This is a genomic window from Prevotella vespertina (assembly GCF_009728485.1).
Lineage (GTDB): Bacteria > Bacteroidota > Bacteroidia > Bacteroidales > Bacteroidaceae > Prevotella > Prevotella vespertina.
Map to the genome: position 1 here is coordinate 53,010 of NZ_VVIQ01000008.1, position 24,502 is coordinate 77,511.

Annotated in this window: 17 protein-coding genes; 6 read left to right on the plus strand and 11 right to left on the minus strand. The window is 39.2% G+C overall.

Annotated features, from left to right (window positions below; all coding sequences use genetic code 11):
- Positions 1-10: 10 nt before the first annotated feature.
- Both truA and F0475_RS08185 read right to left on the minus strand, forming a co-directional pair.
- A complete protein-coding gene (gene truA, locus F0475_RS08180; RefSeq protein ID WP_155716256.1) occupies positions 11-772 on the minus strand; it encodes a tRNA pseudouridine(38-40) synthase TruA in 762 nt (253 codons plus the stop codon).
- 25 nt (positions 773-797) lie between these two features.
- Positions 798-2,342 carry a ComEC/Rec2 family competence protein gene (locus tag F0475_RS08185; protein WP_155716257.1) on the minus strand — a complete coding sequence of 515 codons (1,545 nt, stop codon included), beginning with the start codon at positions 2,340-2,342 and terminating at the stop codon, positions 798-800.
- A 121-nt stretch (positions 2,343-2,463) separates the two neighbouring features.
- Here F0475_RS08185 and F0475_RS08190 point away from each other — a divergent pair, with 121 nt between their 5' ends.
- A complete protein-coding gene (locus tag F0475_RS08190) occupies positions 2,464-3,303 on the plus strand; it encodes an EFR1 family ferrodoxin (RefSeq protein ID WP_155716258.1) in 840 nt (279 codons plus the stop codon).
- A 17-nt stretch (positions 3,304-3,320) separates the two neighbouring features.
- Positions 3,321-5,135, plus strand: coding sequence for a M6 family metalloprotease domain-containing protein (locus tag F0475_RS08195; RefSeq protein ID WP_155716259.1), 1,815 nt, complete (start codon positions 3,321-3,323; stop codon positions 5,133-5,135).
- Positions 5,136-5,495: 360 nt separating this feature from the next.
- Here the strand turns inward: F0475_RS08195 and F0475_RS08200 are convergent, their stop codons facing one another.
- From F0475_RS08200 to F0475_RS08215, 4 genes are all read right to left on the minus strand, one after another.
- The gene (locus tag F0475_RS08200) at positions 5,496-7,643 is read right to left on the minus strand and encodes a peptidylprolyl isomerase (protein WP_155716260.1); all 2,148 of its coding nucleotides are present in this window, start codon (positions 7,641-7,643) and stop codon (positions 5,496-5,498) included.
- A gap of 101 nt (positions 7,644-7,744) precedes the next feature.
- Positions 7,745-9,010 carry a hemolysin family protein gene (locus F0475_RS08205; RefSeq protein WP_009435089.1) on the minus strand — a complete coding sequence of 422 codons (1,266 nt, stop codon included), beginning with the start codon at positions 9,008-9,010 and terminating at the stop codon, positions 7,745-7,747.
- Positions 9,011-9,016: 6 nt separating this feature from the next.
- Positions 9,017-9,667, minus strand: a complete 651-nt coding sequence (gene lptC / locus F0475_RS08210; RefSeq protein ID WP_155716261.1) for an LPS export ABC transporter periplasmic protein LptC — start codon at positions 9,665-9,667, stop codon at positions 9,017-9,019.
- 1 nt (position 9,668) lies between these two features.
- Positions 9,669-10,976: a hypothetical protein gene (locus F0475_RS08215; protein ID WP_155716262.1), complete on the minus strand. Its 1,308-nt coding sequence runs from the start codon at positions 10,974-10,976 to the stop codon at positions 9,669-9,671.
- A 156-nt stretch (positions 10,977-11,132) separates the two neighbouring features.
- Between F0475_RS08215 and F0475_RS08220 the strand changes: the two genes are divergently transcribed.
- The 4 genes from F0475_RS08220 (at position 11,133) to F0475_RS08235 (ending at position 16,919) form a co-directional block, all read left to right on the plus strand.
- A complete protein-coding gene (locus tag F0475_RS08220; RefSeq protein ID WP_155716263.1) occupies positions 11,133-12,323 on the plus strand; it encodes an Lnb N-terminal periplasmic domain-containing protein in 1,191 nt (396 codons plus the stop codon).
- Positions 12,316-12,678: a hypothetical protein gene (locus F0475_RS08225; RefSeq protein WP_155716264.1), complete on the plus strand. Its 363-nt coding sequence runs from the start codon at positions 12,316-12,318 to the stop codon at positions 12,676-12,678. Before F0475_RS08220 ends, F0475_RS08225 begins: the two co-directional genes overlap by 8 nt.
- 133 nt (positions 12,679-12,811) lie before the next feature.
- Complete coding sequence (gene secA, locus F0475_RS08230) at positions 12,812-16,168, plus strand: preprotein translocase subunit SecA (protein ID WP_155716265.1); 3,357 nt, start codon at positions 12,812-12,814, stop codon at positions 16,166-16,168.
- Positions 16,149-16,919: an ATP-binding cassette domain-containing protein gene (locus tag F0475_RS08235; protein WP_155716266.1), complete on the plus strand. Its 771-nt coding sequence runs from the start codon at positions 16,149-16,151 to the stop codon at positions 16,917-16,919. Before secA ends, F0475_RS08235 begins: the two co-directional genes overlap by 20 nt.
- A gap of 200 nt (positions 16,920-17,119) precedes the next feature.
- Here F0475_RS08235 and F0475_RS08240 read toward each other — a convergent pair whose 3' ends face one another.
- The 5 genes from F0475_RS08240 to F0475_RS08260 all read right to left on the minus strand — a co-directional run bounded on the left by F0475_RS08240 (position 17,120) and on the right by F0475_RS08260 (position 24,484).
- Entirely contained in the window at positions 17,120-19,114 is a 1,995-nt protein-coding gene (locus F0475_RS08240; protein WP_155716267.1) for a helix-hairpin-helix domain-containing protein, read from the minus strand.
- 88 nt (positions 19,115-19,202) lie between these two features.
- Entirely contained in the window at positions 19,203-20,159 is a 957-nt protein-coding gene (locus F0475_RS08245; RefSeq protein ID WP_155716268.1) for a hypothetical protein, read from the minus strand.
- A gap of 4 nt (positions 20,160-20,163) precedes the next feature.
- On the minus strand, positions 20,164-22,242 hold the full coding sequence (locus F0475_RS08250; RefSeq protein WP_155716269.1) for an alpha amylase C-terminal domain-containing protein: 2,079 nt from the start codon (positions 22,240-22,242) through the stop codon (positions 20,164-20,166).
- A 40-nt stretch (positions 22,243-22,282) separates the two neighbouring features.
- Positions 22,283-23,398 carry a phosphatidylinositol-4-phosphate 5-kinase gene (locus F0475_RS08255; protein ID WP_317163208.1) on the minus strand — a complete coding sequence of 372 codons (1,116 nt, stop codon included), beginning with the start codon at positions 23,396-23,398 and terminating at the stop codon, positions 22,283-22,285.
- 606 nt (positions 23,399-24,004) lie between these two features.
- Positions 24,005-24,484, minus strand: a complete 480-nt coding sequence (locus tag F0475_RS08260) for an HU family DNA-binding protein (protein WP_009433850.1) — start codon at positions 24,482-24,484, stop codon at positions 24,005-24,007.
- Between the last annotated feature and the right edge of the window lie 18 nt (positions 24,485-24,502).

The window sequence follows — 24,502 nt, forward strand, 5'->3', positions numbered from 1 at the left end:
AAAGTCTACTTTAATATTTTATATCCCACAAGAAAAGGGCATTGCCTGGCATGCTCTCACCCGCATCACTTCTTGACCCATTATTTACAATAGCTTGAAACTCCTCTAAGGATAACCTTCCTCTTCCAACATCAACTAAAGTTCCAACTACAGAACGTACCATATTGCGTAAGAAGCGATTAGCCGATATAACGAAACACCAATTAGTGACCTTATCAGAAGTTACTAATGCTTGTTCCGCCTTACATGGAATCCAACGTGCTTCTGTCAGATTGCAGATGGTTGTCTTTACATCCGCACCTGTCTTGCAAAAACATTTGAAGTCTTTTTCTCCTATCAGATAGTCGGCTGCCTCATTCATTTTATCAAAGTCCAACGGATAGTGAATCTCACATGAATATTGGCGTGAGAAGGGCTGCTTCGTTGTATGTACATAATAATGATAGGTACGGGATGTTGCGGAGAATCGTGCATGTAAGTCTTCACTCACAGGCACAATCTGACTAACAGAGATATCACGGGGTAACAACCGATTGAGCTTATAAACCAGTTGCTGGCAATCTATAGTCTTATCTGTATCAAAGTGAGCAACCATCATCCGTCCATGTACACCCGCATCTGTACGCCCTGCCCCAGTTATACTAACCTCTTCACGTAAAAGAGTTGATAAGGAACGTTCCAGTACTTCTTGAACAGATATACCATTAGGTTGTATTTGCCAACCATGATAGGCTGTCCCATCATAGGATAGTGTTATAAAATATCGCTGCATAATTGCGTGCAAAGGTACACAAAAATTAGCTAAACTCTGTCTTGCCAATATAAAAACTCCATAATCTCCAAGCTGTCAACAATGCCACATAATAAAGGATAATATGAAGAGTGGAAATGTGAATTTGCTCCATGCTAGCACCTGGCAGACTGGCAAACCAATGTAGAGTGTTGTTCAACCATTCGATAGTTGTAGAAAGGCACTTGCTAATAAACAAAGAGAAAGAGGGTAATGGAGCGAATAAGAACAATAAACCTGTCATGTAAATGATTAGAGTTGTACAGGGCACTGCTATCAAACTACAAGGAAGTGAGACAAGTGACACTCTGTCAAAGTAATAAGCAATTAGAGGTAAGGTGCCTAACTGGGCTGCCACGGATAATGCAATCATTGAGCATAGCCACCGCATGATAGTAAGGCGCAGAAGTTTTCCCTTTCGGAACGTTGCTATCAGGAGTGGATAGAATAGTATGATACTCCCAACTGAAGCAAAAGATAACTGAAAACCTATGTCAAACAAATGATAAGGATTGAGAACAAGCATGATAAAGGCTGTTAATGACAGGGCATTCACTGATAGACGCTCCCTATTTAAGAGGGTAACAAACGAATAGATAGATAACATCATTGCAGAACGCACAACAGAGGGAGAAGCACCCACTAACATGACGAAGAGCCAAACGCCAAATAGGATAATTGGCTCCGTCATAAACTTATTACGCAAGAAGAAAAACAACCTACTACACCCTCCCATTATAAGAACAAGCACGCCATAGATAATTGTGAGATGTAAGCCCGACAAGGCTAACACATGACTTGCACCAGTTATTGAGTAATCTTCTTTTAAGTTCTTATTTAATAGTGTTTTATCTCCAATAGTCATTGCTGTTACTATAGCCAGATTATCACCTTTAAGATTCTTCTTTAATTGACTTAAAACCTTATGCTGGTAGCGTCGGAAAGCAATAGCAAGTCGCTGAAACAAATTGAGTTTATTAAGGTGAATTTGTTTCTTTTGCCATTGATTATAATAAATGAAAGTCTCGGCAACATAGTCATGCAGTCTTAACCATCTAGCATAATCAAAACTCCCACCTAAAAGATTTGTTGGCTCGGTGAGACGGGCAGATGCAATAATACCATCACCTACATGTAAATGCTTATAATTGTTTGTCAAACTATCACGTAATATTCTCGCTTTTATCTTCATGGGCTTTGACTGACTAACTACTAACAAGTCTGTCTGGATAACCTTCCCCACTACAACAGGCTCTGTTAGTAAAACAGCCTCAAAGGTTATCTCTCTTTGTGGTAAGCTAACATGATTAATTCGTTCTTTCTCCGTGAAGAAGGTAGCCCCCAATAGGAAGACAGAAAGCAGAAGCAATGCACTTTGAATATATCTCCAACGCCAAGATAACATTGTCAAAATGATTGCTAACAATAGGAAACCACACCAATAATATAGTGTGATAGAATTGCTCGCAAACTGTCCCATAAAGATTCCGAAACCAAATGGTACAAGCAACTTAACAAAGGGATACATCTTCAAGTCTACTTTCTCCTTCATCGTGTTCTATATTCATGTATTGTTCACAAATATAGGCAATTATAATGAAAAATCAAAGTAAATGTGCTAGTTAGCTATTATTAATCTTGTTAGATTTATAAATAATGACTACCTTTGTCACATGATTTTCTATTTCTCTGGTACAGGTAATAGTCAATGGGCAGCGAAGACGTTAGCTTTACAAACCCAAGATGAGTTATATTCTATCGCTAAAATCATTAAAACCGATTGTACGTTTCAATTAAAGAAAGGCGAGCAAGTTGGTTTTGTCTTTCCTGTACATGGATGGAGAGTGCCACGCATCGTTAGGGTTTTCCTACAGAAACTTAAACTTACAGACGAAGAGGCTCAACCACTAAAGCATCATTGTTTCTGCTTAATGACTGCAGGAGACACAATAGCCAAAGCTATGGAACGATTCCAACAGCACCTGTATGAAACTCCTATTGGAGGGATGTTAGAACTTGACCTTGTTGGTTCCGTCATCATGCCTGAGTCGTATGTGGGCTTACCAGGTATGGATGTTGACACAAAGGAGAAAGAACTCGAAAAGAAGCAAGCCGCAGAGATCTATCTAAGAGATTTCGGAAAGAAGATCATTCAGAAACAGAAAGAGGATGATTATAAGCCTTGTGGTTGGAAGGAACTCACGGTTGGTCCACTACCCTGGTTCTTCTCAGTCCCTGTAGGTGGTTTCTTTGAGCGGTTCCTCATCACAGACAAACCCTTTCATGTGGATCATCAACGTTGTGTCAAATGCGGTATCTGTGCTAACGTCTGTCCTGTTGCTGATATAAAAGGCGGCTTAGGTTACGAACCCGAATGGTTGCACAACAAAAAGTGTCTCACTTGCTTCGCCTGTTACCATCATTGTCCGCATCATGCTATAGAATATGGCAAGCGTACAGTGAAGAAGGGGCAGTACTTCTATAATAGATACAAAGTAAAAGAGAATATTTAAATTAATTAATAACGAATATGACATTCAACTTTAAACGAATATGTCTCGGTGTATGCCTATGTTTAAGTTCCATAGGCGTTTGGGGTGCTAAGGCAAATTCGATTCCAGTACAAGTCAGACAGTCGGATGGAACAACTATCACCGTAATACTACGTGGCGATGAACACATCAACTGGTACACCACACTTGATGGTGTATTGCTTGTGCAAGCGGCAGACAATAGCTATTATGTAGGAAAGGTAACTAAGGATGGGCGTCTCATTGCTACTCAACAACTCGCACACGAAGCAGCATGGCGTTCGAACGCAGAGACTAACCTCATTAGTAAGCAAGATAAGGATAAGTTCTACTCTTATGTATCTAAGGTTGCAGAGCAGTCTGAGAACTCATACAATAACAGACCATTAACACGAGTAACAGTAGATTCAGGTTATGGTGGTGTACCTTACTTCCCTCACACAGGAAGCCCTAAAGCTCTTGTTATCCTCGCAGAGTTTGCTGATACAACCTTCACGATTCAGAATACAAAGCAAGTATTTACTAATTACTTGATGAACGAAGGTCATTTTTCAGAGACAGCCTATGCACAAAACAGGAACTATAAAGGTGTACGTGGATACTTTAAGGATTGTAGTTATGGGCAATTCACCCCTACATTTGACGTTGTTGGGCCTGTAAAGTTACCAAAAACACAGACTTATTATGGAGCTGGGAATGATAATATAACAGACTTGATGACTGATGCTTGTAATGCTGTTGATAATGAAGTAGACTTCTCACAATACGATGCAAACGGCGATGGATTGGTTGATCTAGTTTATATCATTTACGCAGGTCACTCAGCCAACTATAGAGGGAATGCCTCTACTGACATTTGGCCTAAATCAGGAACGACAATATTATCTAAGACTTTTGATGGTAAAAGTATTCGTCGTTATGGGGTAAGCAATGAACTTGCAGGAAGAGAGAACAAAAAGAAAGAAAAGGAAACAATTAATGGTATAGGGCTCTTCTGCCATGAGTTCTCTCATACCCTTGGGCTACCAGATATCTATGCATACAGGACTGATGCAGAAGACCAAAATGATCAAGGTATGGAACTATGGGACCTTATGGATGGTGGTACAGAAGTGCAAGGTGGCAGAGTCCCTTCGCCTTATCTTGCTTGGGAACGTGAGGCTATGGGTTGGATGAGCATAGATACATTAATAACTGATTGCCACATAGCTAATTTAAAGACAATAGATAATGGTGGCAAGGCTTACAAAATCCTTAATCCTTCAGCATCAAACGAATATATAGTATTACAAAGTATTCAAAAGGGAGGATGGTACCAAGGTTGGGGGAATGGTTCTTATCCAAAGGGATTACTTGTTTATCGAATATCATACGCATATAACAAAGTAAACGTATTTGATTTCCCTAATAATGTCAAAGGCAAACCACGTGTAATTGTAGTTCCTGCGGATGGGAAGGTATTATCAGCTCAGAATGCAGGAGGTTCTTGGGATACATATATAACACAACATAATGAAGACCTCTATCCATATAATGGATTGGATTCAATTAAAGGTTTCAAGATGTTTAATGAGGCAACACTTGACAGATCTATATTTAATATTGTAGAAACAGATGGTGCAAATACCGAAAATAGGTATGTTAGTTTCGACTTTAGAGATAGAATAACAACAGGCATCTATAACACAACAGTTACAGAGCTAACAATATCTGACAACCGCATCTACACGCTCGATGGTCGTTATGTTGGTACAGACAGAAATGCTTTACCTCATGGTATTTATATTCAGAACAGGCGTAAGTTTATTAAATAAATAAGTCAAGATAAACTTGAAGAATAAGTAAACGGGTAAGAAGGTAAGGATTTAACTCCTATCATTCTTACCCGTTTTCTTATACCTATAAAGCTACTAATACTATACTTTAAATACTATAAGGAACACCTTTACAACACACTTGGAAAAACATTACAAGTACTTTGGGTAAATACTACAAAAGGCTTGTAACATCATTGTATATGATGAATTGTCCTTGAAGAGAATTCTTTATTGCTCACAACTAATAGGTTCTTGGGTACACAAAGTATATTCAAACATCACACTAAGATATAGGCAACTTAAAAGGGCATGCCCATGATGGACATGCCCTGTATTTAGTTTGAACTCTTATTCTAATTAGAAGAAGAGGTAACGATTATCAACTACATTTGCCTTGAGGATAAGGTCTTGCATAAAGTTACTCAAGTACTGCATGTTCTGTTGTGCTGCTTGCTGCATTGCCATAGTCTCGTTGTACTTAGAACCAGCACGAAGAGCCTTCTTTACAACTTGGAAAACATATACACCAGCATTACCCTTTACAGGATTCTTAGAGAACTTGCCTGCTGCAGTTGCAGCAACTGCACCTGAGAGAGCAGGCTCTGCAGAACCTGTAGCTTGTACGAAAGCAGGAGCTGCGAAGGTAATTTGACTAACTGTGCTAACCTTAGCACCCTTAGCTTGAGCAGCTGCTATACTATTAACTCCCTTGAGTTTAGCCATCAACTTTTCTGCCTTCTTATCCTTGATTACTTCACGTTTAAGAATCTCCTTAACCTGTGGGTCATCCCAAGAACGATAGCCTTTTGGATGGATAGCAGAAAGAACTATAACCATCAAGTGATCATTGTCACCACATTCATAAAGTGGAGAAACATCACCTTGCTTAGCATCGAATAGCCACTTAAGTGCATCGCGCGTGCCATGTACACCTGCTATATAATGTTCTGAAGTTGAGACATCGTTAAGAGATTGTACATGATAACCATACTTACTAGCGTTCTTCTCAAGGTCAGCGGCAGTTGTACTCTTAGCAACAAATTCAGAGAACTTATTGTAAGCATCGCTACGTGTTGCCTTAGAGAAATCAATAAGCTTCTTGATAATAGCGGCTGTTGTCTTTGTCTTCATAGCCTTCTTATCAACAACTTGTAGGATAATATTGCCTTGTGTAAGTGCAACATTTTGGATTGCGTTTACTTCACCATTAAGGAGAGCTTCAATGTATGTACGATTATCTTCGCTCATGCTAGGAGCAGCCTCATACTGCTGACCAGTGAACCAAACCTTTTCTCCTGTCTGACCATAACGCTTTGCAATAGCAACGAAATCAGCGCCACCAGCTAATGCCTTCTGTATAGAATCAGCCTTTGCATGAGCCTCTTCAGGAGTATTAGCAGCAACTTGTATCTGACGGAACTGAACAGAATCAGGTAATTGAGCCTTAGACATCACACGAATAATATTCAATGTATTGTCTTGCTTATTCTCTGTTACACCTGTTGTTCCTACAGCAAGAGAATCGATCTTTGAAGCTATGTCAGGATACTGCTGATAAGCCTTGCTACTTACAGGTAAGCCAAGATAAGGAATCATAGAGCCACTCTTGCTAATAACCAATGAAGGGTCAGTAGCTGTAGCAAGTTGCTTTTGAAGCTCGTTCATTTCCTTGACAATCGCATTTCTATCAGAAGCACTAGCCTTAATCTGGTAATCAACGAACTTAATGTCACGTGTCTCTGTATTCTGACGGAAAGCTGGTTTCAATTCCTCATACTTAGCTTTAAGATCTTCATCTGTAACCTTTACATCAGCATCTTTTATAGTACTATATGCCAAGGATGCAAGTTGAATCTCACTTTCCTCATTATTATCCTTGAATGCCATCTTAGCTTCTGCCTTATTTGAAAGAACACAGCTAGCTAACAAAGCTTGATACTTCTGACCGAGAAGTTGTGTACGGAGATTCTTCTCTACAAAAAGCCAGTAGTCATAAATCGTCTGCATCTGCTCAAGCTGTGGAGAGTTTGAAGCCTTTGCCTTATTATAACCATCAAGGAACTGTTGGAGTGCATTAATATCAAAACGACCAGTTTGCTGATTTACAAATGGGGTCTGTGCTAACATTGGGTTAGTACCATCGTTTAATACATTTGAAAGTTCCTGTTCTGTAACAGTCAATCCAACCTTCTTTGCATCAGCTTCTAATACACGATTATTAACCAATTGCTGCCAAACCTGATCCTTTACTTGGTTAAGCTCATCCTCGGTAAGATTATCACGTTGCATGGTGAACTTAATTGCAGACTGATACTCATCAATCAACTTTTGATAATCCTGAACACTAATCTTCTCGCCCAGAATCTCACCAATCTGCTGTCGGCTTTCGCTCTTTATTTCATTGCAAGAGCGGAAAGCTGCTTCAGCTAAGAAAGCAAATAAGGCCAAACCGATAGCGGTTACCAGTATACCTCCTTTGCTTCTAATTTTTCCTAATGCTGCCATTTTTAGATTTATTATTTGATTTTAATTATTCCTTTTGTACAACAAATTGCCCACAAAAATACGAAGAAAAAGGCAATTATCACAATTTTTTATGCACAAACTTAGTCAGTTACATTGACTTTTAGCTTCACAAGTTCAATTTTAGTCATGGTACTCTTGATTATCTTAAATTCATATTGTCCAATGGTTATAATTTCATTGAGTTTAGGGAAACTTTGATAAACATGTAAGATGAGTCCACCTATCGTCATGTAGTCATCACTCTCGGGTAGCTCTAAATCAAACATCTCATTAACCTTGTCTATCTCGAGACGAGCAGAAAGGACATATTCATTGTCAGAAGTTTGCTTAGCAACATACTTCAAGTTATCATGCTCATCCTCAATATCTCCAAATATCTCTTCGACAATATCTTCTAATGATACTATGCCACTAGTTCCACCGAATTCATCAACAACGACACCTAGACTCTTCTTCTGTTGAAGGAAGACTTGCATAAGTTTCTGTGCAGCCATTGTCTCTGGAACGAAAGGCATTCGGCGGATATGATCACGCCAATTCTTTGGTGCTCTAAACATCTCTGAAGAGTGGATGTAACCTTTGATATGATCAATGTCACCTTCATAGACTATAATCTTAGAATTACCACTTTCAATAAACATCTGCTGAAGTTCATCAAGCGAACAATTCTCTTCTATGGCATTAATCTCCGTACGCGGAACCATACAATCACGCACTTTGGTATCTTGAAAATCTAAAGCATTTTGAAAGATCTTCACCTCATCCTCAATATCATCTTCGTTCTCAGCATTATCAATAGAACTTTGTACTAAGTAATCAAGATCAACTTTCGTAAACGTTCCATCATTTTCTTTTTCATCTATCTTTACTCCAAAAAGACGCAAAAGAACACGAGCAATAAAAGTTGTAAAACGACTAATAGGCCATAAAACGATAAAGAAGATGTATGCTAAAGGAGCAAAGAAAGTAAGTAATCGGTTAGGATTACTTTTAAATAGGGTCTTTGGCAGGAATTCCCCAGTAAATAAGACAATTAGTGTTGACAATATCGTATCAAGAACAACACGAGTAGCAGGCTCATACGGATGAAAGAGCGTTGCATCGAATAGCTGTGCGAAAAGTATACCATAAACAACTAGCACGATATTATTTCCAACAAGCATAGTAGATACGAAACCATTTGGATTATTGTAAAACACCGTTAGACATTTTTGTGCTAATCCATTCTTCTCTTTCTCCATCTCAACAAGGAGACGATTACAAGACACAAAGGCTATCTCCATTCCAGAAAAGAATGCAGATAAAACCATTGTGATTATAATTTCTATAATTAAACCTATATCCAATTTCTTCTATCGTCTTTTTATCACAGAACCCTTCAAACTATCAACATGACTGGTATCAATAGGTGTATTACCAAGATTAGAACCAGAAAACATTTTATCATTTGAGAATATTCCCCACCCTTTCGTTTGGCGAATCTCATAATCTGTCATCTGTTCATCACTTCTAAACCAATTTCCTTCTAGTTCTTTATCAGGAGTTTTGAGATGTGAATAAGTATGTGACCACATCTGATGATTACGTTCATCCCAATAAAGTTCATTACTATAAAAAGAAAGTCCTTGTGCAGTAAGTATTTTCACATGCCCATGTAATTCCCAACGGCGATCTTGATCATAATAAACAGCAGTATCACACTGAATATAACCAACAACATGTTTCTTTAAATTAAATTGAGTAAGTAAGATTCCTTTATTAAAGGTCCACCTAGATGGTTTCTTATTCTCATTGACCTCCCATTGTTCTGTTACAATTCTATATTTGATAACACCTGAATCTGATATAAGAGTATTTACACCATACGTGGTCATGACTGGGACAGAATCACGATCACGTATAGCAGGAGCCATGTGTTCATGCTCTTCAGAACAAGATATCAGGGCATAAACTGCTATAAAGAATGCTGAACTAATGAATAAAACAGAAAGGTTGGAACGCATATTACTCAACCTTAAACTTAGCAAACCAACGTTCATTGAATGTTAGACCAACGTTGATTCGGAACATATTCTCTTTTACAAAACCTGTTGCACTACGATTTACCCATTCAGCACTAATATTCAATATGCTACGATTGTTATATGCATTAACAATAGGAATACCAACACCAAGGCTTGCGGATAACTCGCGAGGTCCATCTACCCCATTTATCTTTAGGTATGGGCTGGCATAACTAATACCTGCTCGATAATGCATACGATCAAAGAATCCACGATAGCGTTCACCTTTACAATAATCACCACCAAGTGTTATTTTATGAAGATCATTAAATTGTCCACCAACAAGACTATAGTTTGTTGTACTACCATTTATATCCAACTGGGGGTATTTAATCTTAGCCCATTTCTGCAACTGATAATCAACACCAATCTTTAAACGATTATCATGATTCCACATAAAACCGATACCAAAAGTGTTAGGAAGTTCAAACGCATCTGCAAGAACATAGCTTGTCGTATCCGAAACACCTGTTTGTGAATTCTTTGATACCACAGAACACTTTGAATCCGAATTCAACTTATGTCCTAAAGAATAAGTTAAACCTAAAGTCAATTCATTCTTCTTATCGAGTTTATAGCTATATTGCACACCAAAGTCAATCTTATAACTTTTAACTTGTGAAGCATACTCTTTAGATAACGTATTAACGTAAGTGTCACTATAAGTATTGATGACATTACGACTCAACGATCCCCAAAGATAAGAAGCATTTGCTCCAAATGCAAATCCTTTGAATGGTGCCCATCCTGCACCTAAATACACTTGGTGTAACCCTCCATTACCACTATATATATTAGAGAAGGTGGCATTTGGAGATGATGGGTTATTAAAGGCATTAATATTCTTTGTATTGCTAAAGTTATAACCAATATTTGAATAAGGTAATATGCCAAAGCTAACACCCAAATGCTTGAAGGCACGGAAAGAAGCAGCGATATATTCTAGATTAGCATTCTTTGCATTGACCTTATGACCATTCTCTTCATAATTAGTCAAATGGAGTCCTATTCCTGCATCAAAGATAAAAGAAAGAGAGTCTACAGAAGCATAGGACGCAGGATTCATATAATTAACCTGATTACGCTCATGGAAACCATATGCCAATCCATTCATACCTCGATTAAAACCTGTAGCTTGTGACGCCAAAGTTCCTAATCCATATTGGCTATAAGGTGAATTAGTGCCACTTTGAGCAGAAGATTGTATAACCATCCCTGCCAATAGTGCTGCTACTATAATCTTTTTCATTCGTTTTCTTTTTCTGATTTGACAATAATGTCTAAGAGATATATTGGCGCAAAGTTATTAAAAAAAATCTATATAGCGGAAAAACGATAAAGGATTTTGTTTTTTAATAAGCTTTCTTTGTGCTCTCATGCTTTTTTGTTATCTTTGCGGACAATAATGAAAAAGAGAGTGCTATATATTATAATAATGTGTCTTCTACCGATTATCCAGATAACAGTAGAAGCACAATCTGTGAGTCATAATACAGATAGCATTCAAATTTCTCTCTTGACATGCTCCCCCGGAAAAGAGATATGGGCTCAATATGGGCACACAGCTATACGATATAAGGACGAGAAAGCAGGGCAAGATATAGCCATTAATTATGGTCTTTTTTCATCTGATCAGCCTTTCTTCATACTTCGTTTTATCTTTGGCTTAACTGATTATCGTGTTGGTGCAGAACCGATGGATATGTTTATTGCGCAATATAGTTATGAAGGGCGTGGAGTAATAGAACAAGTCCTTAATATATCTCCTAGGGATAAAGAACTTATCCGAAAAGCACTAGAAGAGAATCTTAAACCAGAGAATCAAGTATATCGTTACAATTTCTTTTATGATAATTGTACTACAAGAGCACGGAATATAATAGTCGACCATTTACATGGAAAAATCATATATCCAATTATTAAGAATCAAAACGAGACTTTCCGCTCATTAATTCACGAATGGAATAAGAATTATGAATGGTCGCAATTTGGAGAAGACTTACTACTTGGTATAAACGCAGACAAGAAAGTTTCATTGTCGGAACAACAATTTCTACCAGATAACCTAAGACGTGACTTTGCAAAGGCAACATATAACGGGAAGCCTCTAGTAATTGAGACACATGAACTACTTGCACCTCAAACATCAGTTATTGAGTCTGAGTTCCCTTTATCTCCATTAGAAGTGGCTTGCATATTTGTCATTATATGCACCATTATGATGGTGATAAGTAATTACAAGAAAAAAATGTATTGGGTATGGGACACAATTCTAATGCTAGCAGCAGGGCTTCTCGGAATCATCTATTTTGTGATGGTATTCTCACAACACCCATGCGTAAGTCTCAATGCAATTATCTTCTTCTTTAACCCTCTTCCATTGTTCTTCCTCTACAAGACTATCAAGAAGACAAAACGGCAAGAATCAAATATATGGTGGAAGATATGGGGAGTGCTTATTATATTAGGTTTTATTGGTGCTTTCTTCCAACATATTCCTACAGCTATTCTAATTATGGCATTGTTCTTGCTTTTGCACTGCATATTACACATAAGATTGGATAAATCAGTCAAAAAGATTAATAGAAATGAATAAATACATCACCGCTTTACTTGTTGTCCTTGCTTCAACAGGAGTAGAAGCACAGACCTATCAGTCTGCGCTTAGGATTGCATTGGGTGATGCTACAATAGAAGATTTATGTCATAAGCAGACCTTTAAAGGTATAGAACAGGATATTCTCTCTATCCTTGATGCAATAAAACAGATAAAAGAGGAAGAAGAGATAGAGCCTGCACAAAGTCAAATTGCATTTATTTCGGAGTTATCTGATAAATACACACCAGTATTTACACTTTATTCTAATCATACACAACAATTATCATCTTTTCTCCCGAATCCCTCATTAAGATCCGGGATTAAGATTCGTGCACCCAGCTTTACCTTTTAATATGGAGTTTAAATAGAAATATCCATACATGCAATGAGAAAGATTCAGCATGGACAAAAGAGATTTTAAATAATAATATTCATCGTCCATAAATAAACAACAACACATAAACGGACGTATTAAAAAATAAGAAATGAATTTCAATAAGATATTAAAAGCACTTTTTGGAGATAAGTCAAGTCGTGATATGAAGCTTATTCAGCCTTTTGTAGATAAGGTTAAGGAAGCATATCCAGAGATTAAAGCTCTCAGTAATGATGAGCTACGTGCAAAAACAAAAGAAATACAGAAGTATGTTCAAGATGCAGGTAAAGAGCAACGTGATAAGATAGCTGAACTACGCGCAAAGATCGAAGAAACTCCTATTGATGAGCGTGAAGAAATCTTTAATCAAATTGATAAACTTGATAAAGAGGCTCTTGACAATTACGAGAAGGCACTTAATGAGGTTATGCCAGTTGCCTTCTCTATTGTAAAAGATACAGCTCGACGTTTCGCTGAAAATGAAGAGACTATTGTTACAGCTACGGACTTCGACCGAGAGCTAGCGGCAGACCCAGCTAAGGACTTCATCACTATAGATGGTGACAACGCTATTTACCACAACCATTGGACTGCTGGTGGTAACGATCTCAAGTGGGAGATGGTTCACTATGATGTACAGATCTTCGGTGGAGTTGTATTGCATCAGGGTAAGATTGCTGAGATGGCAACTGGTGAAGGTAAAACCCTTGTTGCGACCTTACCTGTTTTCCTCAATGCTTTGACTGGTAATGGCGTACATGTCGTAACCGTTAATGATTATCTTGCAAAGCGTGACTCTGAATGGATGGGACCTCTCTACATGTTCAACGGACTCTCTGTTGATTGTATTGATAAGCACCAACCTAACTCTCCAGCACGTCGTAAGGCTTATCAGGCAGATATTACTTTCGGAACCAATAATGAGTTCGGTTTCGACTATCTTCGTGACAATATGGCAGTATCTCCAGCCGATCTCGTACAACGCCAACATAACTATGCTATCGTCGATGAGGTCGACTCTGTGTTGATTGATGATGCTCGTACCCCTCTTATTATTAGTGGTCCTGTTCCAAAGGGGGATGATCAAATGTTTGAGGAGTATCAGCCATTAGTACAAAGTCTTTATGAGGTTCAACGTAAGCAAGCTACAGAACTTTTATCAGAAGCACGTCATAAGTTAGCGGAAGCACAGAAAACAAATGATAAGTCTACTGCACAAAAGCTACAAGAAGAAGGATTCCTTGCTTTGTATCGTTCCTTCAAGGCTCTACCAAAGAATAAGGCTCTCATCAAGTATTTGTCAGAAGATGGCATCAAGGCTGGTATGTTGAAGACCGAAGAGTATTACATGGCTAATAATAACCGTGAAATGCCTAAAGCTATTGAGCCTCTCTACTTCGTAACAGATGAGAAGATGAACTCTTGTGACCTTACTGATAAGGGTACAGCTTGGTTAGCTAATAAGGTAAATGATAATCAACTATTCGTATTGCCAGACATCACAACAGAGCTATCTGTACTTGAGAAGCAGAAGGATGACAAGTTAATTGATGAGCAAACATACATCGACCAGAAGGATGCCCTAATGGCACATTATGGTGTACAAAGCGAACGTGTACATACATTGCAACAGCTATTGAAGGCTTACACCATGTTTAACAAGGATGATGAGTATGTTGTCTTGAATGGTGAGGTTAAGATTGTTGATGAGCAGACTGGTCGTATCATGGAAGGTCGTCGTTGGAGCGATGGCTTGCATCAGGCTGTCGAGGCAAAGGAGCATGTAAAGGTGGAAGCCGCTACACAAACCTTCGCTACCATCACATTACAAAACTACTTCCGTATGTATCACAAGTTAGCAGGTATGACGGGTACTGCTTCCACAGAGGCAGGTGAGTTTTGGGACATTTACAAGTTAGATGTTGTTGAGATTCCGACAAACCGCCCTATTCTTCGTAAGGATATGGAGGATCGCGTATATAAGACAGCACGTGAGAAGTATGCTGCAGTGATTGATGAGGTAGAGACAATGAGAAACCAAGGTCGTCCTTGTCTTGTTGGTACTACATCTGTCGAAATCAGTGAGTTACTAAGTAAGATGCTTACCATGCGTAAGATACCACATCAGGTATTGAATGCTAAACAGCACTTGAAAGAAGCTCAGATTGTTGCCGAGGCTGGACGTTCAGTAGATGGACTCGGTGCAGTAACCATCGCCACTAACATGGCTGGTCGTGGTACCGATATCAAGCTCACCAAGGAAGTAAAAGATGCAGGCGGTTTGGCAATTATTGGTACCGAGCGTCACGAAAGTCGTCGTGTAGACCGTCAGCTTCGTGGTCGTGCAGGTCGTCAAGGTGACCCAGGTTCATCAGTTTTCTATGTATCTCTTGAAGATAAGTTGATGCGTCTCTTTGGTTCTGAGCGTATTGCAAAGGTCATGGACAAGCTAGGCTTCGAAGATGGTGAGCGTATTGAGAGTTCTATGATATCAAATAGTATTGAGCGCGCCCAGAAGAAGGTTGAAGAGAACAACTTTGGTATCCGTAAGCGTCTGTTGGAATACGATGATGTCATGAACAAGCAGCGTACAGTTATTTATGAGAAGCGTCGTCATGCTCTCATGGGTGAGCGTATCGGTATGGATATATCCAATATCATTTGGGACCGTTGCGTAAGTATCATCGAGAATAATGACTATGAGGGCTGCAAAGAAGAGTTCTTAAAGATTCTCACCATGGAATGTCCTTTCACCGAAGAGGAATTCACAGGTACAAATCAAGAGGAGCTTGCAGAGCGTAGTTTCCAACAAGCTATGGAAGCTTTCAAGCGCAAGACGGATCGCATCCAAAGCGTAGCATGGCCTATTATCAAGGACGTATATGAGAAACAAGGTGCAATGTATGAACGTATTATGGTTCCTATCACAGACGGAACACGCGTTTATAACATTCCTTGCGACTTGAAGGAAGCATACGAAAGCGAGGCAAAGTCGGTTGTAAAGCAGTTCGAGAAGGTAATTCTTCTCCATATCATCGATGATGATTGGAAGGAGAATCTCCGTCAGTTGGACGACTTACGTCACTCTGTACAGAATGCTTCTTACGAACAGAAAGATCCATTGCTCATCTTCAAGCTAGAGAGTGTGAAGTTGTGGGATAATATGATTGACGATATGAACAATCGTACAGCAAGTGTTCTCATGCGCGGTCAGATTCCAGAGATGCAACAAGCTGATGAAGTTCAGGAAGCAGCGCCAGAACAACACAGCCAGCGTTATAATGAGGAGAAGGTGGAACTTGATGATCCTAACCAGCGTGCTGCTGCACAACAGGATACACGAGAAGGAGCTCAAGAGATAAATCGCACTCCTTATCACGCAGAAAAGACTCCACGTCCTAACGATCCATGTCCATGTGGTAGTGGAAAGAAGTTTAAGAATTGCCATGGTCGCAATATCGATTAATAAACTCACAAAGAATTTCGGGGATAAGACAGTTGTGTCTATCCCCGAATTTTGTTTTCCAGCTAATGAGATTATAGGTTTGGTTGGAAATAATGGTGCAGGGAAAACAACGCTTTTCCGTTTGATTCTTAATCTACTGAAAGCCAATGGAGGTTCAGTAGATTTCCTTTTCGAGGAATGTCAAGAAGATTCACCAGCAAATGGGCTTCCCCCCACTCCTTCAACAAAGTCGATTGCAAATTACGATAACGCATGGAAGAGCCAAATAACTGCCTATTTGGATGAAGCTTTCCTCATAGAATATCTCACAGCCGAGGAGTTCTTTTCATTTATTCTTAAAGCGCATAACATTCAAACAATAGGATTGGAGGAAAGGCTTGAGGATTATAGGGAGTTTCTAAGCAACGAAATTCTTGGACAAACAAAATATATTCGTGAGCTTTCGGCGGGTAACAAACAGAAGGTTGGAATAGTAGCTGCCTTACTTCCCAAAGCAAGTGCCGTAATTCTGGACGAACCTTTCAACTTCCTTGATCCCAGTAGTCAGAATCTTCTTAAAAAGTTGTTAGTTGATTACAAAAATAAGTATCATGCCTCTGTCATCATCTCTAGTCACAATCTTCAACACACAATAGATATCAGTGACAGAGTTGTCTTGATGGAACATGGTGAGATTATCAAAAACATCGATCATATTACCCCTGAATCAACAAAGATTTTAAGTGAATATTTCAAATCCGCTCGGACGTAATTGGGAGCTTCAATAGGTAAGCTCGAAAAAACGTACCTCCGTTTTACTAAAAACGTACCTCCGTTTTCGATAAAATGTACCTCCGTTTTTATCAAAATGGAGGTACGTTTTTTATAAATCCTATATATGATTGATTTTCAATGGATTATAAAGTCCCTAATTTTATCTATAAATTGGCACCTTTAGGCACGTCAAAATTACTAGAATTTCCAGCGCATTTGTAGTTCTAAATCGGACTTTGTAGAGCCATTAATCTGTTGCAAACCTGATGAAATCTTATCACGATCAAAGTAACTGGTTGTAGAGGATTGGAGGATAAGCATTAGATTAGGAGACAGATCTGCACGTGCAAATAGAGCGTAATGTAAACCTATCCCATAGAATGAAGGAAAGGAAAACGAATAAAGCGGTCGGCGCTCATAGATATAGATGCGTGAAGAGAAATCATCTGTGTGAAAGTATCCGAGTAATGCTGTAAGTTGAAGCCACGAGTTGGGTACCCACGTAACGTTTTCGCTCGCCATGTATCCAATACTATTATTGAGGTTATGGTATACAGATATATCGAATTGTGTTTTACTAACCCACGTTTTTGCCTTATAATTCAATGTTAATCGGCCGCGCTGAGTAATCTCATTGATAAGTGCTGTCTTATTGAAATCGTCTTTCTCTCTCAATTTTAATTTATATCCAGCACATAAGGACCAAACTTTATGTGTGTAATATAGATTTAGGACATTATCCCAAGTATGACTAGCAGTATGCGATCCAAAACGAGGATGAGAAAAATAAGAATAATCAGTATAAGCTATGAGTGAAAGTCCATGTTTTATTTCCCAATTAGTTCCTAAGAGCAATCCATTTTCATTCTGAATCTTCCCGCCTTCGGCAAAACTACGTGCGAACAATCCCGTATAATCATAACGATAGTAACGTTGCATGGCTAATAATGATAAGTTCGACTTCACTTGAACAGAAATGTTATTGATTGTAGCCAATGTCCCTCCATTGCTGGTTGCAGTCTCACCTGTCAAACTCCAACGCTTACGCATATAGCTATAGTTTATACCAACATTCCAAAAGTCATTGCCCGATGGCGCATAACGACGATAATACAGGTTTGTATTAGGATTAAGAGCTTTATCAAAGTGAGTGAAGAGTGCGGTCAATCCAAGAGCCAAACGACCACATCGCCAATTAAGATTACCTCCCGTTGTGAATTGGGAAGCGTTATCTTTCCGTTCCATCTCCTTCGCAGTGCGGTGATATCCAGTGTTAAGAATCGTCTTTATATCTCCGTCACTTGTTAATGTTGCATCAATCGTTCGATATGAGAGGAATGTGGTTAGATCTAAGTTGTGAGCAAGTTCGATGGTTGCAGCCACTCCCTGCAAATAGTTTATCGAAGAGCGAGAAGAATATACCCGAATCCCATTATTCTGTCTGCCCAACGTTGACAAAGTGGCATATTTACCAAAGCTCAAATTATTATTAATGACTAGTCCCTGTCCGAAACTTAGTTTGTATCTTCCCAGAACCAAGTTCTTTATTCTGCCCAGTTTACGCAGTTGGATATAAAAGCTATAGTGGTCATAGCCTAACTTATTCTTATTGGAAAAGAAGGGTTCTCCAGCATCTTGTGCCCCTATCAAACCCAGTTGGAAATAATCACTATAATGAAAGTTATATCTGAAGGAGTGACTATACGGATAGCCGAGATAGCCATTTCTATCACCTTTTCGCTGATAAAAAGGGGCTTTGAAAGTAAAGAGTAACGTGTGACGCCCTTTGCTTAGGATTTCTTTCAGACTGGGGAATGGTTTATTATCATTTACTGGCGACAGATAAACAAAGTAAGAGAGTAATTGTCTTCGCTGGAAGTCTAAGGACTCTATCATGGATAGCTCGCCTAACGTTCGCATTCCATGGTATTGATATACATACGCTTGGATATCTTCTATTTGTTGGGCATTCAAGAAAGGGATACGCTCTAAGTCTTCACGTGTAGCAGTATTGAGGTCTAATGGGCGTTCCGAAAATTCGGACAATATTGCAAAGGCGTCCTCCTTCTCCGATTCAGTGACATCGCTCTCTGAATAAAGTTGTTCAAAATATTCCTCCCATGTCATGTTTTGCTGTGCAATGATGGGAATGGTGGAGCATAATATCAAACAAAAGAGTATTAGCCGTTTCATAGATGCAAGGTTTTAGAAGAGTGTAATTAGGTAAAAGGTGGCTCATCCTAATGGGATGGAGATTGTAGAGAAAGGCTAGGAAAGACTTCTACTTTGAGAAGTAATATGCGGTATAACTACCTTTCTTGTAAGGTTTATCGGGTGTTAGTCTTTTCTGACGAAGCACATAAAGATCGTAAGCCTCCTTATAATATCGAGGACGAAGACTATCTACTGGATAATATTGCGGTAAGTAACGAGCAAAATCATGGAGATTGCGATCAAGGAGGAAGCCTATTAATTGATAATTGGCAGAGGTGCGAGTTACCTTTAGTAGAACACTATCGGGCTGGAGCCAAGAGTGAACTCTGCCAGGACGTAAGGCTCTTCCCTCTCCTACCAAGGGATAGTAGAATAGACTATCAGCTAAGTGTCCTCTACGTGCGACCGCATACACTGTCAACATCGAAGTGACGGAATCGGTATGTGGCATAGTCTTTACAACTTGTAATGCGCCTGCATAATCTCTCTTATCTATCAAAGCCTCAACCTTTGCACGCTGGTGATAATATTTATCGGTATTGCTGAAGAGTCCTGTGAACAAGAAGAACGAAAGAAAGATAGCTAAACTCACCCATGTTAATTGAGAGAATATACCAAAACTACGTAGCTCTGGTTCATAAGGCTCAAATCGCTTTGTCATTATCATGATAATCGCATAAAGGATAAGCAATAATGGCGCAATCCACAACCAACTGCCCAAAGTAACCCCTGTAGCGGTTGGTCTAATATCCGATACTATTGTCAAAAGAAGGAAAGAGGGAAAGTAGGTTAAAGCATAGCCACGCTTAGAGAGTTTCGTCCAAGAACTGATACCTACTTGCAATAACTTTAAGGTAATTGTTATCAGTACTGCACCCAACAAAGGATTATAGAACGTTTGTCCCCCAGACGCTAAATGCTGTACAATCGTCATCACATCTGCTTGGAAGAAATAGAGATAGCAGAATGAGAATAAACAAAACAAAACAGCACATACTATGCGTATAAACCTACTTTCCATCATCTACTTACTTCTTTTTCAATACTACTGCACTGCGAGCAGGAATATATAACTTAAGCCATCCCTTATGTTGATCGGTATAAAGAGGGTCTGGGTTGGTGAAATGCTCTACAGAGTCATCAGCAAAGCCATTGCCTCCAAACTCTTTCGCATCTGAGTTTAACTCTACAACATAAGAACCTTCTGGTACTAAGAATCCATAATCAGCATAAGAACGAGTTGGTGAGAAGTTGAACACAAACAATAGTTCTCCCCTACTGAAAGCTAATATTTGATCTCCGTCGTTATGCCATATCTCTTGTAAAGGCGTTGCATTAAATTTCTTCTCACTCTTTATAACCTCTAACATCTTACGATCGAAGTCACCAAGATAATGATAACAGAGTTCTTTATTATCCACGAGATTCCACTGTCTGCGAGCATACTTATAACTCCAACCATTGCCCTCACGTGGGAAATCAATCCATTCTGGATGACCGAACTCATTACCCATGAAGTTGAGATAGCCACCATTCATAGCCGCAATAGTTGCCAAACGAATCATCTTGTGTAATGCTATACCACGATGAGCCATTTCATTCTCATCTCCCTTACGGAAATGCCAATACATATCGGCATCTATCAAACGGAAGATAATCGTTTTATCTCCAACAAGTGCTTGATCGTGAGATTCGCAATAAGAAATGGTTTTCTCATCCGCACGTCGATTCTTTATTTCCCAATAGATAGATGATGGCTTCCAAGCCTCGTCTGGCAATTCTTTAATGGTCTTAATCCAATAGTCAGGGATATTCATTGCCATACGATAATCAAAACCATAGCCACCATCCTTAAACTTTGCCGCTAATCCTGGCATACCAGAAACTTCTTCTGCAATCGTGATAGCATGCTTGTTTACTTCGTGAATAAGACAATTAGCAAGCGTCAGATAACAAATAGCATTATCATCCTGATGTCCATTGAAGTAATCACCATAGTCACAGAAAGCTTCGCCCAAACCATGACTATAATAAAGCATGGAGGTCACACCATCAAAGCGGAAGCCGTCAAAGTGATACTCGTCTAACCAATACTTACAATTAGACAATAAGAAATGAAGTACATCATCCTTACCATAATCAAAGCATAGAGAATCCCAAGCTGGATGTTCGTGTCGATCTCCTGGATAGAAGTATTGGTTAGGATCACCAGCAAGGTTTCCTAGTCCTTCCACCTCATTCTTTACAGCGTGCGAATGGACTATATCCATAATAACAGCTATCCCATTGCAATGTGCTTCATCAATAAGTGCTTTCAGCTCTTCGGGAGTACCAAAACGGGAACTAGCCGCAAAGAAAGAACTAACATGATAACCAAAGCTACCATAATAAGGATGTTCTTGGATTGCCATAATCTGAATAGCATTATAACCATCCTTTATAATACGTGGCAGAACATTCTCACGGAATTCTGTATATGAACCAACCTTTTCTGCATCTTGTGACATTCCAATATGACACTCGTAAATCAGTAGTGGATCGGTGCTAGGTTTAAAGTTTTTCTTCTTCCAAACGTATGGTTCTTCAACATTCCATACCTGTGCTGAGAATATCTTTGTATTCTCATCTTGTACAACACGCTGTGCCCAAGCTGGAATGCGCTCTCCTTCTCCACCATTCCAATGAACTCGCATCTTATAGTATTGTCCATGCTCCATTGCATGAACAGGAAGACGCAACTCCCAATTACCTGTGCCTTCAATACGCTTACATTTGTAAGAGGGTAACTCGTTCCAACCATTGAAATCGCCTACAAGATAGATATCTGTAGCGTTAGGTGCCCACTCCCTAAAGACCCAGCCTTCATCGGTAAGATGTAGACCATAATAGTTATATCCATTGGCAAAATCAGAAAGGGTCATCTTCCCGTCTTGCGTCAGTTGCTTGATTTTCCAAAGCGCATGCTCATGCCGCCCACGTATAATATCTTCATACGGAGATAAATATGAGTCGTTCTTAACAAGCCCAATATGAGCTGGTGCGCTCTTACTCTTCTTCTTTACAACATCTTTAGGTGCACTCTTAGTTATACTCTTCTTTGTAACCATGGTAAATGTATTTTGTTCGTTATTATATTTTTAAGTTAAGCTAGTTGACGTGACGTTTTCCATTCTCATAATATCCGATGGCAGTAATCTTACCATTCTTGTCTCGCTCTATGAACTTTCCATCACGTTGGTTGTCCTTATAGTTGCCTTCAAAGCGTACGCCATTAGCAGTTTCTTCAATAGCACTACCATTTCGTTTACCATTATGATAGTTTCCCTTGAACTTGCTTCCATCAACATAGTGAATGATAACAAGCCCTTCAACTTCACCATTCTTGAACTGCCCTTCATAGACGTCCTTATTCTTCTTAGTCAACTTTCCTTGCCCATTCTGCAAATCCTTTTCCCAATAACCTGTATATATATCCCCATTATGCCAGGACATCGTACCAAAACCAGACTTCATTCCATTTAGGAAATGACCTGTGTATTGATCTCCATTCTTATATTGGAAAATACCTTGCCCTGTGCGCTGACCATCTACATATTCACCTTCATAAACCTCGCCATCCTTGAACTTGTAGATACCCTTACCATTCTGAAGGTCATTCTTCCATTCACCATCGTATTTATCACCATCCGAATAGATATAAACGCCCTTACCTTCTTTCATGTTATTAACCCAGTTACCCGTAAACGAAGAATGATCCGTCCACTTAAAACAGCCGTCTCCGTTCTTCATATCATTTGCCCACATACCATCGTATGAGGCTCCATTTGCGAAGATATACTTACCAGCTCCACTGCGTTTATCATGTTCCCAATTACCTATATACTTGTCTCCATTGTAATAAAACATGGTGCCTTGACCTTGTTGATAATCTTTATACCACAAGCCTTCATATCGGTTTCCATTCGAAAAATAAAAGGTTCCCATTCCATGTTGCTGATTCTGGAACCATTGTCCAACATACTTCTCACCATCAGCAAAGATATAAGTACCATCCCCATGGCGCAAACCTTTCATATACTCGCCTTCATAGACATCCTTATTCTTGTAGACCGTCTTACCTTTACCATTAGGCTTCCCTCGGAACATCTGCCCACGGTAATTCCCCCCATCACTGGTAACACACGCCCCTATCTCTATCTTCTGCGCAAAGACTGAAAGAGAAGTTAGAAGTAATAGTAATATAATAAGATATCTATTTCTCACGCCATTCAGTTTTAAAGTAATTGTACAGGCTTAAACACCCGACGTCTGCAAAGATAAAGAATTTCAATGAAAGTCACAAATTAATAAATCCTTTTTAAAGCTGTATCTTCAAACTTTTAAGCAAGGGCGTGAATCAACATCAGTATTAAAGATCAATGGGCAAAGGCAAAACTAATACTTAAAGTTACCAAAGCATAATACTTTTATTTTATACAAAAGCCCCACCCCGTTAGGCGCCCCCCTCTCTGTAGGAGAGGGGCTGGGGGTGAGGCCGTACCACAGGAGCGAGAGAACCAAATTAATACACTAGTTTTGAAAGACATTAATTTCACAATTAATATAATCGAGTTGTCTTATTACAGAACGATTGATACCCTGAATCAATCTATTTAAATGCTCCCGTGGCACGTTTATCTAGAAGCAGAACCTGTCATAAGAAATGTGTTCTTATATCATTCTGCCTAAAGCCTTGTTCTTCTGTTACGATGTTCCTATAAGCAACGCAAAAAATTCTTCGCGAAGAAAATTAAAATTGTTCGCGAAGAATTTCGAATTTCTTCGCGAACAATTTTTTTGTTGTTTTAGCAGAATCTCAAAAATCCGTTATCATCCTTCTGTTACAGGACCTGAAGGCTCTGTTCCTTCTGCTTTCTTTTTCTCTTTCTTTCCTTTCTTTTCTTTCTTCTCCTTTGGTGCTACTTGTTCATACGTAACATCATTCAGAGTGAAATACTTCGCAGAGGCAAGGAACTTTATAACAGGTTTCTCGATATGCTGCTGTGCACGAAACTGCTCAACACTCTCTACTGCCTTGCTCTTAAACGAGGGTGTCAACGTTCCCATGTCGCCAAACTCCACAATGTCACCATTGGCAACGATGTCACGGGCGGTTTCACTTGCAAGATTCAGCACAGCAGCTACCTCCTGCGCATTAAAGGTTGTTGACTTAGCAATGCGTTCGCAAAAGTTGCGGAAGTCTACACGGTGCCTACCAGTTGGACGAGCAACAATTACAGTCTTTCCAGCCTGCTTACCGATGTTCAGCTTCTGCTCTCTCAAGAAAAATTGAATTGGTTTGTTAGCCATATTATCATTAAGGCGGTC

Coding starts and splice junctions, on each gene's coding strand:
- F0475_RS08195 (WP_155716259.1), top strand. CDS start 3,321: ATGACATTCAACTTTAAACGAATATGTCTCGGTGTATGCCTATGTTTA.
- F0475_RS08240 (WP_155716267.1), bottom strand. CDS start 19,114: ATGAAACGGCTAATACTCTTTTGTTTGATATTATGCTCCACCATTCCC.
- secA (WP_155716265.1), top strand. CDS start 12,812: ATGAATTTCAATAAGATATTAAAAGCACTTTTTGGAGATAAGTCAAGT.
- F0475_RS08220 (WP_155716263.1), top strand. CDS start 11,133: ATGAAAAAGAGAGTGCTATATATTATAATAATGTGTCTTCTACCGATT.
- F0475_RS08215 (WP_155716262.1), bottom strand. CDS start 10,976: ATGAAAAAGATTATAGTAGCAGCACTATTGGCAGGGATGGTTATACAA.
- lptC (WP_155716261.1), bottom strand. CDS start 9,667: ATGCGTTCCAACCTTTCTGTTTTATTCATTAGTTCAGCATTCTTTATA.
- F0475_RS08190 (WP_155716258.1), top strand. CDS start 2,464: ATGATTTTCTATTTCTCTGGTACAGGTAATAGTCAATGGGCAGCGAAG.
- F0475_RS08245 (WP_155716268.1), bottom strand. CDS start 20,159: ATGATGGAAAGTAGGTTTATACGCATAGTATGTGCTGTTTTGTTTTGT.
- F0475_RS08235 (WP_155716266.1), top strand. CDS start 16,149: ATGGTCGCAATATCGATTAATAAACTCACAAAGAATTTCGGGGATAAG.
- F0475_RS08250 (WP_155716269.1), bottom strand. CDS start 22,242: ATGGTTACAAAGAAGAGTATAACTAAGAGTGCACCTAAAGATGTTGTA.
- F0475_RS08225 (WP_155716264.1), top strand. CDS start 12,316: ATGAATAAATACATCACCGCTTTACTTGTTGTCCTTGCTTCAACAGGA.
- truA (WP_155716256.1), bottom strand. CDS start 772: ATGCAGCGATATTTTATAACACTATCCTATGATGGGACAGCCTATCAT.
- F0475_RS08260 (WP_009433850.1), bottom strand. CDS start 24,484: ATGGCTAACAAACCAATTCAATTTTTCTTGAGAGAGCAGAAGCTGAAC.
- F0475_RS08185 (WP_155716257.1), bottom strand. CDS start 2,342: ATGAAGGAGAAAGTAGACTTGAAGATGTATCCCTTTGTTAAGTTGCTT.
- F0475_RS08200 (WP_155716260.1), bottom strand. CDS start 7,643: ATGGCAGCATTAGGAAAAATTAGAAGCAAAGGAGGTATACTGGTAACC.